The following is a 9,297-nucleotide window of genomic DNA, read 5'->3' as shown; positions in this document are numbered from 1 at the left end:
TTGGCCTAATGGCGGTTGCGTTCAGATAACGCCACAGAGCGTGACCTCGCAAAACGGGCAAGCCCCCGTAGACCACTGCCCGACAACCGGGAAATTCCCCGAACGTGTGACCTCAGGCACATCGCCGCAGGTGGAGGCGGAGGCGGCAAGGCCGAACGCAGGCTCACGCAGGGGTCCCCTCGCGCTCAGGCTCCCCCGCGACCCAAGGTACCGAGAGGGTCTGACAGTCGGATGGGTCTTCAAGGGCGCACCCAACCGCAGTCGCCAACGCAAGCCGACCACGCACGCAGGCCCGGCGCGCGCACAACCGCAGTCGTCAACGCAACCCGACCACGCACGCAAGCCCGGCGCGCGCTCTCAGCCGGACAGCCAACAACGCAAGCCCACCACCTACGAATCCTGGCGTGGCGAAGCGGAGCGAGCCCGAACGGGCTGATGCCCGGCTGGTCAGCGGTGCAACCCATCGACTGCGATTGGGGCTTGACTTTGGGTGCGAGGTGCTACCACTAGTGGCTCGGCCGGGCCTCTTTTCAGCCCGGCCTTTTCCGGTCCGACAAGCGCCTCGCAAGGGCCCCGAAGTCAAGCCCCAATCGCCACCCCCAGGCGTTCGTCACGACCCGCGCGAACACCCTCGCAACCGCAACCCAACCCCAGGAACGCGACCAACCCCGCTGGAACCGGAACCCACAACACTGAAACCGCACCCCACCCGCACACAGCACCCCGAAAACACAAAAAACGGGCGTGCACCCCCGTTGAAAGGTGCACGCCCGTTCAAAACCGCGAAACGCCAGCCCCACGAGGGGGCTGAGATCACTTGAGGGTGATCTTGGCGCCGGCAGCCTCGAGCTTCTCCTTGGCGGCGTCGGCGACGTCCTTCGCCACGCCCTCGAGGATCGCCTTCGGAGCGGACTCGACCAGCTCCTTGGCCTCCTTCAGGCCCAGGCCCGAGACGACCTCGCGGACGACCTTGATGACCTGGATCTTCTTGTCGCCGGCCGACTCGAGGACGACGTTGAAGTCCGTCTGCTCCTCGACCTCGGGCGCAGCGCCACCGGCGGCGGGGCCGGCAGCGGCAACGGCGACGGGCGCCGCGGCGGTGACCTCGAAGGTCTCTTCGAACTGCTTCACGAACTCGGACAGCTCGAGGAGGGTCATCTCCTTGAACGCGTCGAGCAGCTCTTCGGTGCTGAGCTTCGCCATGATCGGCGGTCCTTTCTAATCTCCCGCGCGAAAGCGTCGGGCGTGTCTTTGGGTGATCAGCTTTCGGCGGGAGCGTCGGCCTCGGCGGCGGGAGCCGCGGCGGCCTTCTTCTCCTGCAGGGCAGCAGCCAGGCGAGCGACCTGGGAAGCCGGGGCGTTGAACAGACCCGCGGCCTTGGCCAGGTTGCCCTTCATCGCGCCCGCGAGCTTCGCGAGCAGCACCTCACGGGTTTCGAGGTCCGCGATGGCGGTGACCTCGTCGACCGAGAGCGGGCGGCCATCCATGTAGCCGCCCTTGATGATCAGGGCCTTGTTGTCCTTCGCGAAGTCGCGGATCGCCTTGGCGGCGTCCACGGGCTCGCCCTCGACGAACGCGATGGCGGTCGGACCGGACAGAAGGGCCTCGAGGCCCTCCACGCCGGCGTCCGCGGCAGCGAGCTTGACGAGCGTGTTCTTCGCGACGGTGTACTTGGTGCCCGCGCCGAGAGCGCGACGCAGCGTGGTGAGCTGCGCCATGGAGAGGCCACGGTACTCAGTGACAACCGCTGCCGAGCTGGTGCGGAACTGGTCCGCAAGCTCAGCGACCGCCGTAACCTTCGTGGGCTTCGCCATGATCGCCTCCTCTCTGGGCTGGGTTAGACCGCGAGTCAGGAGAAGGTCCCGAAACAACAAAAACGCCCTCGCGCACAAGCAGCACGGGGCGTCACAAAGAGCAAGCCTCGTCCTCCCTGCGCGGGCCGCCCGTGTTGCAACGGGGCCTTCGTTCTCCTCGCGGAGAAAACCTGCGGTCTTCGGTAGAACCACGAAAAGACTACTCGACTGTGTCCTGCCGCTCCAAATCGGCATGATGTGACCTGTGACCGACGAGCCCGGCAAGGACCTCGCGCCCCGCCAGCCGCAGCCGCCCGCGCAGCCGATGGACCCGGAGCAGCTGCGGCAGTTCCAGGAGTTCCAGCGGTTCCAGGAGTACCAGCGCTACCAGGAGGCGACGGGCCAGGCGCCCCAAGCTCCCAAACAGGGCGGCAAGCGCTGGTGGCTCGTCGTGCTGGGCAGCCGCATCTTCTGGCGCGCCTTGTTCTTCCTGCTCGTCGTCGGCAGCGCGCTGTGGGCCTACGACCGGTTCTTCGGCGTCGACGATCCTGGAGACGTCGCGCAGAACAGCGGCGGCGTCACCGGCGCGGCCCAGGGGCTGTCGGCGCCGGCCGGTCTGCAGGGCACGGTCGGCATGTTCTACAAGCACGTGTCGTTCGCCGACACGACCCGCGCCTGCACGCTGATCCTGCGGGACGACACCCGGCAGAAGTTCGCGAACGCTTACGGCGCAAGCGATTGCGCCGACGCGGTCACGAAGCTGAAGGCGCAGGTGACCAGCGTCGACAAGTACCAGCAGGTGATGTTCCCCCCGGACATGCTGAAGACGCCGACCAGCGACAAGGTCGTCATCGACTCGTGCGTCCTGACGGTCGAGGGAGGGCCGCGGCTCGGCACGTTCGTGGTCGAGAAGGTCAACGCCGGCTGGGTGATCACCGGCTGGGAGCCGAGCATCTGTGGTTGATTGGGGTGCATGCCAAACGCACTGGGGGTGCCCAGTCCCGACAAGGTCGAGTACATGGCGGACGCCGCCGCACTGGGTCGTGACTACAAGCACCAGATGCTCGTCTCGCTCGACCTGAGGCACGGCGACACCGTCCTCGACGTGGGCTGCGGCCCCGGCACCGACCTACCCGTGATGGCCGACGCGGTCACGACGTCCGGCCGGGTCATCGGCATCGACGTGGACCCGAGGATGGTGGCCGCGGCCGGCAGCTTCCTGAACTTCTACCCGCAGGTCGACGTCCGCCAGGGCGACGCCCACGCGCTGCCCGTCGACACGGGCACCGCGGACCGCGCCCGGATGGACCGCGCGCTCCAGCACGTCGAGGACCCGGCGAAGGTGCTCGCCGAGCTCCACCGGGCCATGAAGCCCGGCGGTCTGCTGCGCATCGCGGAACCCGACTGGGACGCCCTGCTGGTCGACGGCGACCTGGAGATGAACAGGCGGTTCAACCGGTTCGTCTGCGCGAACATGGTCCGCAACGCCACCATCGGCCGCGCACTCCCGCGGCTCGCCAGGGACGCGGGCTTCGAGGTCGAGAACGTCACCGCGGCCACGACCGTGCTGCGCGACTTCGCCAGGGCCGACTACACGCTCGCCCTGAGCCGCAACACCGAACGGGCCATCCGCGCCGGTGCGATCGACCGCGCGGACGGCGAGCGCTGGCTCGCCGAACTCCGCGAGGGCGACTTCCTGGCGTCAGTGACGATCTTCATCCTGGCCGCCCGCAAGCCCTTGTGACACCGGGCCGAACGACTCCACGGCGCGGGCGAGGCTCTCCTGCCCGCGCCCGGAGTCGACCTGCCGGTCCACCAACGCCTTGACCGCGTCGAGCCCCGCGAACGGCACGCCCTGCGCCTGTGCGGCCCTGATGAGCGTGGCCAGCCCCGACTGGTTCATCGCGAGGCTCGACTCCCCGTTGCCGTAGCTCGAGGCGTCGATCTCGGCGGCGAACGTCGTGAGCGCCGGCTGGAGGTCGGTCAGCCAGGACGCGAGCAGCGGCGTGAGCTCGGCGACCCCGATCCCGTTCGCCCGCGCCAGCGCCGCCGCGTGCAGGAACCCGCCGAGCAGCCCGTACATCCCGGCCAGGATCGCCACGTCGTACCCGGACGCGCGGCCGGCGTCGGCGCCGAGGTACGTCACCTTTCCCAGCAGCGCCAACGACTTCCGCGCGGACACCGGTTCCGAGCCGCTGTAGATGATCGACGACGCGCCGGTGCCGATCGTCTGCGGCACGGCGTACACGGCGCCGTGCAGGTACCCGGCACCCTGGGCCTCGGCCCACGCCGCCAGCTCGCGGGCGTCGTCCGGCGTGCCGGAGGTGAGGTTGACCAACGCCTTCCCGCGCACGTCCACGTCCCGCAGAACCTGTTGTGCCGCTTGGTGGTCGAGCAGCGCAACGACCACCAGGTCGCCCGCAGCCACCGCCTCGGCCGCACTGGCCGCGACGGTCGCCGCGAGCCCGGCCGCCTTCCCCTCGGAACGGTTCCAGACCGCCACCGGATGGCCGCCTCGCACGAACGTCTCCGCCAGCGCGCGGCCCAGATTTCCCAGTCCCAGCACGGTGATCGCTTCAGCTGTCATGCCTCCAGCATCGCCACGCTTGATCATCTCGACCAGTGACCGGAATGACCCCTGTCACCAAATTCCTGCCATAGGCTGGAGAGCATGAGCGCTGGTTCGGTGGCCCTGATCGTCCCCGCCGACTTCGGCGTCGCGGACCTGTACGAGCTGGGCATCCCGGCGGCGGTCTTCGGCACACCGCAGCCGGACCTCGCCGACCCCTGGTACGAGTTGTGGTTGTGCGGCACCGGAAACCGCACCCGCGAGACCACACCGAGCTTCACGCTCAACAGCACCCACACGCTGGACGACGTCGTCCGGGCGGACACCGTCATCGTGTCGTGGGTGCCCGACGAGGTCTTCGAGGAGAACGCTCCGGTGCCGCCCGACCTCGTGGCCGCGCTCCAGGAGGCCCACCGCAACGGCGCGCGGATCGTGTCGGCGTGCGTGGGCGCCTACGCGTTGGCCGAAGCCGGTCTGCTGGACGGAAAACGGGCCACGGCGCACTGGATGCACACGGCGTTGCTGGCGGAGCGCTATCCGAAGATCCACGTCGACGCGTCGCAGCTCTACGTCGACGAGGGCGACGTCCTCACCAGCGCCGGCATGAGCGCGGGCCTCGACCTCTGCCTGCACCTGGTCCGCCGCGACCTGGGCGCCCAGGTCGCGAACCAGCTGGCCCGCCGGATGATCGTGCCCGGCCACCGCCCCGGCCACCTGGGCCAGTACGTCGACCTCTCGGTCCCGGCCACCGACGAACAGGGCCTCACGCCCGTGCTCGACTGGGCCCGCGCCCGCCTCGACGAACCGCTGACGATCGAGATCCTGGCCCGTCAGGCCGCCATGAGCGAGCGGACCTTCTACCGCAGGCTGCACGCCACGACGGGCACGACGCCGTTGCAGTGGCTGCTCAACGAACGCATCACCAGGGCGCAGGTGCTGCTGGAGTCGACCGACCTGCCGATGGAGAAGATCGCGGCGCTCAGCGGCATCGGCACGGCCAACAACCTCCGCCACCACTTCCTCAGGCAGGTGGGCGAGTCGCCGACCGACTACCGCAGAAACCGGTCCTGAACAGCAGAAAGGCCCCCGGCGCGAAGCCGGGGGCCTTTCTCAGCTAACTAGAACCGCGGAGGCTCAGGCCTCGTCGACCAGCATGTTGCGGGTGCGGTTCGGGTCGACCGGGATGCCGGGGCCCATCGTCGTGGAGACGGTGACCTTCTTGACGTACCGGCCCTTGGCCGCGGACGGCTTGGCGCGGAGGACCTCGTCCAGCGCGGCCGCGTAGTTCTCGACCAGCTTGTCGGTGTCGAACGACGCCTTGCCGATGACGAAGTGCAGGTTGGCCTGCTTGTCAACGCGGAAGTTGATCTTTCCGCCCTTGATGTCGTTGACCGCCTTCGCGACCTCGGGGGTCACGGTGCCGGTCTTCGGGTTCGGCATCAGGCCACGCGGGCCGAGGATGCGAGCGATGCGGCCGACCTTCGCCATCTGGTCGGGGGTCGCGATCGCGGCGTCGAAGTCGAGCCACCCACCCTGGATGCGCTCGATCAGCTCGTCGGTGCCGACAGCGTCCGCACCGGCGGCCTCGGCCTCAGCGGCCTTGTCACCGGTTGCGAAGACGATCACGCGGGCGGTCTTGCCCGTACCGTGCGGCAGATTCACGGTGCCGCGGACCATCTGGTCGGCCTTGCGAGGGTCGACGCCGAGGCGAATCGCGACCTCGACGGTGGCGTCCATCTTGATCTTGGACGTTTCCTTGGCGAGCTTGGCGGCCTCCAGCGGCGAGTACAGCCGCTCACGGTCCACCAGCTCGGCGGCGGCCTTGTAGGCCTTGCTGCGCTTCATTTCTGACTGTCCTTAGTTCAGAGATCAGTTCGTGGTTGTTGAGCCGCGCTCGGCTCTCCCACGCTTTCTTGGAGGTGCTGCGATCAGCCTTCGACCGTGATGCCCATGGAACGGGCGGTGCCGGCGATGATCTTCGCGGCCTGGTCGATGTCGTTCGCGTTCAGGTCGACCATCTTGACCTGGGCGATGCTGCGGACCTGCTCCATGGTCACCTTGGCGACCTTGACGCGGTGCGGCTCGCCGCTGCCCTTGTCGACACCAGCGGCGGCGAGGATGAGTCGCGCGGCCGGCGGGGTCTTGAGCTTGAAGTCGAACGAACGGTCTTCGTACACGGAGATCTCAACCGGCACGACCTGACCGCGCTGCGACTCGGTCGCGGCGTTGTAGGCCTTGCAGAACTCCATGATGTTGACGCCGTGCTGACCCAGCGCGGGACCAACGGGCGGCGCCGGGTTGGCGGCACCAGCCTTGATCTGCAGCTTGATGATCGCTGACAGCTTCTTCTTCTTGGGAGGCATTGTCCGTACTTCCTGTTATTGCAGTGTCCGCGCGCGGCTCTGCCAGCCGCAGCGTGGCCGATCGGTCCCCCTTGCGGGAGACCGCTCAGATCTTGGAGACCTGGCTGAACGACAGCTCGACCGGCGTCTCCCGGCCGAAGATCGACACCAGGACCTTCAGCTTCTGGCCGTCCGCGTTGACCTCGCTGATCGTGGCGGGCAGCGTGGCGAACGGGCCGTCCATGACCGTGACCGACTCGCCGACCTCGAAGTCGACCTCGATGGTCGGCTTCGACACGGTCGTGGAGGCGGCCTTCTTGCCCTCGGCCGGCTTCTGCTCCTGCTGCGGGAGCAGGAACTTGAGCACCTCGTCGATCGTGAGGGGCGAGGGCTTCGAGGTGGCTCCGACGAACCCGGTCACGCCCGGCGTGTTGCGGACGGCGCTCCAGGACGCGTCGGTGAGCTCCATGCGGACCAGGATGTAGCCGGGCAGCACTTTGCGCTGCACCAGCTTGCGCTGGCCGTTCTTGATCTCGGTGACCTCTTCGGTCGGCACCTCGACCTGGAAGATGTAGTCCTCCATGTCGAGCGTGTGGATACGAGTCTCGAGGTTCGCCTTGACCTTGTTCTCGTAACCCGCGTACGAGTGCACGACGTACCAGTCGCCGGGCGCGTGGCGCAGGGCCTGACGCAGCTCTTCGGCGGGGTCCGCGATCTCTTCGTCGATCGGCGTCTCGTCGATCGCGAGGACGTCCACGTCCTCGTCCGACTCGTCGCTCTCGTCCGCGGCGGCGTCCACAGCCTCCGACTCGACCGTCTCGTCGGCGGCGATGTCCTCGGACACCTCGTCGTCGATGAGGTCGGTCTTCTCCTGGGCGTCGACGCCGTTGTCGGAGGTCACTGTGGATCTCGCTTCCTGGTTGCAGCGGCAGCTGTCCGGCTCAGCCGAACAGCTCGAAAACAGCCGCGCCGAAGCCGAGGTCGAGAGCCCACACCAGTGCAACCATGAAGACCACGAACACGAGCACGACACCCGTGTAGGTGATCAGCTGCTTGCGGGTCGGCCAGATCACCTTGCGGAGTTCGCTGACGACCTCGCGGATGTAGCGGAAGCCCCGCCCGATCAGCGAGGGACGCTTTTCCTGTCCTTCACGGGTCTTGGTCGGGCGACCCTTCTTCGCGTCCTCGTCCGACTCCTCGGACTTGGCGACGCTCTTCTTCGACTCAGCGCTGCTGCCGTCCTTGCGGGCGGCTGGGCGAGAGGAGGCACGACGTTCACGTCGCGCCGCAGCGTTGGACGGCCGGGTCGCGCTTTCGCGCTCCTCCGGCTGGTCCTGCTCGCGGCCCTCGCTCATGCCGTCCTCCACTCCACCCATGACGCGCTTCGACAGCAGGGGCGACAGGACTTGAACCTGCAACCTGCGGTTTTGGAGACCGCTGCTCTGCCAGTTGAGCTACACCCCTTCGGAATCCGACGAGCGGATCCCCTGGCCAAGCAGGAAGTGTACGGGAGCCTGTCCCGTCCATTCCAACCAGACCGCTCAAGCACTTGCCGAGCGGCCTGTCGCACAGCCTACCCACACGCGGGCCGAGAACACGAATCAGGGTCGTGCAACTGAAGCGCGTTCCAGGCCCGAATCTCGCTTGAGCACCGCAAACACCACCGGACCGGGTTGTCCGGTGGTGTTCTTGATCACAAGATCAGCTCACGCGCACGCGGGCGAAAGCGCCTGTCAACACCGACTTGCCGTCAAAAGCCGCGTTGATGTTGACCTTCACAGTTCCGTCCTCGAAGTCCTTGGTGACCTTCGCGGTGACCTCGACCAGGGCGCCCTCGTCGTCGTTCGGCACCACGACGGGACGGCCGAAGCGGCAGCCGTACTCGACGATCGCGCCGGGGTCGCCGATCCACTCGGCGACGATCCGCGACGCCACGGCCATGGTGAGCATCCCGTGCGCGATCACGTCCGGGAGGCCGACGTCCTTGGCCGTCTTCTCGTTCCAGTGGATGGGGTTGAAGTCCAGCGAGGCGCCCGCGTAGCGGACGAGGTCGGCGCGCTTGAGCCGCACGGACAGCGCCGGCAGCTCGGTTCCCACGACTGCGTTCGTCACGCGTCCTCTCCCCTCACGACGAGCATCGACTTGGCGGTCGCGACCGGCTCGCCGTCGACGGTGCCGATCTCCGTCCGCACGGTCACCATGTCGTTGCCCATGCGGTTCGTGATCGCGTCGATGTGCGCCACGCACACGAGCTGGTCGCCCGCGGTGATGGGCCGGTGGTGCGTGAAGTTCTGGTCGCCGTGCACGACGCGGCTGTAGTCGAGCTTCAGCTCCGGATCGAACATGACCGTCTCGTTCGTCTTCATCGACACGACGATCGCGAACGTGGGCGGGGCGATGACGTCCCTGTGCCCCAACGCCTTCGCGGCGTCGGCGTCGCGGTAGGCCGGGCTGGTCGCGCCGATCGCCGCGGCGAACTCGCGGATCTTCTCGCGGCTCACGTCGTACGGCTGCGACGGCGGATAACTGCGTCCGATGAAAGCGGGGTCAAGAGGCACCTGAAGAGCCTATATGCGACGAGGCCCGCCCCACG

12 protein-coding genes and 1 tRNA gene are annotated in these 9,297 nt (G+C 67.8%); 3 read left to right on the top strand and 10 right to left on the bottom strand.

Annotated features, from left to right (window positions below; translation table 11 throughout):
• Nucleotides 1-813: 813 nt before the first annotated feature.
• Entirely contained in the window at nucleotides 814-1,203 is a 390-nt protein-coding gene (rplL, locus tag ACQEU1_RS29695; RefSeq protein WP_433208680.1) for a 50S ribosomal protein L7/L12, read from the bottom strand.
• 56 nt (nucleotides 1,204-1,259) lie between these two features.
• Nucleotides 1,260-1,814 carry a 50S ribosomal protein L10 gene (rplJ, locus tag ACQEU1_RS29690; protein ID WP_045309760.1) on the bottom strand — a complete coding sequence of 185 codons (555 nt, stop codon included), beginning with the start codon at nucleotides 1,812-1,814 and terminating at the stop codon, nucleotides 1,260-1,262.
• Between the two features lie 244 nt (nucleotides 1,815-2,058).
• Here rplJ and ACQEU1_RS29685 point away from each other — a divergent pair, with 244 nt between their 5' ends.
• Both ACQEU1_RS29685 and ACQEU1_RS29680 read left to right on the top strand, forming a co-directional pair.
• Entirely contained in the window at nucleotides 2,059-2,757 is a 699-nt protein-coding gene (locus ACQEU1_RS29685) for a hypothetical protein (RefSeq protein WP_433208676.1), read from the top strand.
• Nucleotides 2,758-2,766: 9 nt separating this feature from the next.
• Entirely contained in the window at nucleotides 2,767-3,537 is a 771-nt protein-coding gene (locus tag ACQEU1_RS29680; RefSeq protein WP_433208673.1) for a methyltransferase domain-containing protein, read from the top strand.
• On the opposite strand, the gene ACQEU1_RS29675 is transcribed toward ACQEU1_RS29680, so the two are convergent.
• Nucleotides 3,496-4,380 carry an NAD(P)-dependent oxidoreductase gene (locus ACQEU1_RS29675; protein ID WP_433208670.1) on the bottom strand — a complete coding sequence of 295 codons (885 nt, stop codon included), beginning with the start codon at nucleotides 4,378-4,380 and terminating at the stop codon, nucleotides 3,496-3,498. The two genes, ACQEU1_RS29680 and ACQEU1_RS29675, sit on opposite strands and share 42 nt — an antisense overlap.
• 84 nt (nucleotides 4,381-4,464) lie before the next feature.
• Here ACQEU1_RS29675 and ACQEU1_RS29670 point away from each other — a divergent pair, with 84 nt between their 5' ends.
• Nucleotides 4,465-5,433: a helix-turn-helix domain-containing protein gene (locus ACQEU1_RS29670; RefSeq protein WP_433208667.1), complete on the top strand. Its 969-nt coding sequence runs from the start codon at nucleotides 4,465-4,467 to the stop codon at nucleotides 5,431-5,433.
• A gap of 63 nt (nucleotides 5,434-5,496) precedes the next feature.
• On the opposite strand, the gene rplA is transcribed toward ACQEU1_RS29670, so the two are convergent.
• The 7 genes from rplA to ACQEU1_RS29635 form a co-directional block, all read right to left on the bottom strand.
• Nucleotides 5,497-6,207, bottom strand: a complete 711-nt coding sequence (gene rplA / locus ACQEU1_RS29665) for a 50S ribosomal protein L1 (RefSeq protein ID WP_433208664.1) — start codon at nucleotides 6,205-6,207, stop codon at nucleotides 5,497-5,499.
• Nucleotides 6,208-6,290: 83 nt separating this feature from the next.
• The gene (gene rplK / locus ACQEU1_RS29660) at nucleotides 6,291-6,725 is read right to left on the bottom strand and encodes a 50S ribosomal protein L11 (protein ID WP_030478269.1); all 435 of its coding nucleotides are present in this window, start codon (nucleotides 6,723-6,725) and stop codon (nucleotides 6,291-6,293) included.
• Between the two features lie 85 nt (nucleotides 6,726-6,810).
• Entirely contained in the window at nucleotides 6,811-7,605 is a 795-nt protein-coding gene (nusG, locus tag ACQEU1_RS29655; protein WP_433208660.1) for a transcription termination/antitermination protein NusG, read from the bottom strand.
• 40 nt (nucleotides 7,606-7,645) lie between these two features.
• Nucleotides 7,646-8,080 carry a preprotein translocase subunit SecE gene (gene secE, locus ACQEU1_RS29650; RefSeq protein ID WP_433208657.1) on the bottom strand — a complete coding sequence of 145 codons (435 nt, stop codon included), beginning with the start codon at nucleotides 8,078-8,080 and terminating at the stop codon, nucleotides 7,646-7,648.
• 15 nt (nucleotides 8,081-8,095) lie between these two features.
• Nucleotides 8,096-8,168: transfer RNA gene (locus ACQEU1_RS29645), tRNA-Trp, on the bottom strand.
• 237 nt (nucleotides 8,169-8,405) lie between these two features.
• Nucleotides 8,406-8,816: a MaoC/PaaZ C-terminal domain-containing protein gene (locus ACQEU1_RS29640; RefSeq protein ID WP_433208654.1), complete on the bottom strand. Its 411-nt coding sequence runs from the start codon at nucleotides 8,814-8,816 to the stop codon at nucleotides 8,406-8,408.
• A complete protein-coding gene (locus ACQEU1_RS29635) occupies nucleotides 8,813-9,262 on the bottom strand; it encodes a MaoC family dehydratase N-terminal domain-containing protein (RefSeq protein WP_433208651.1) in 450 nt (149 codons plus the stop codon). The genes ACQEU1_RS29640 and ACQEU1_RS29635 overlap by 4 nt, the downstream gene beginning before the upstream one ends.
• Nucleotides 9,263-9,297: the final 35 nt, after the last annotated feature.

This window comes from Lentzea sp. CA-135723, assembly GCF_050936595.1.
GTDB lineage: Bacteria > Actinomycetota > Actinomycetes > Mycobacteriales > Pseudonocardiaceae > Lentzea.
This window is presented reverse-complemented; position numbering and strand designations above follow the sequence as displayed.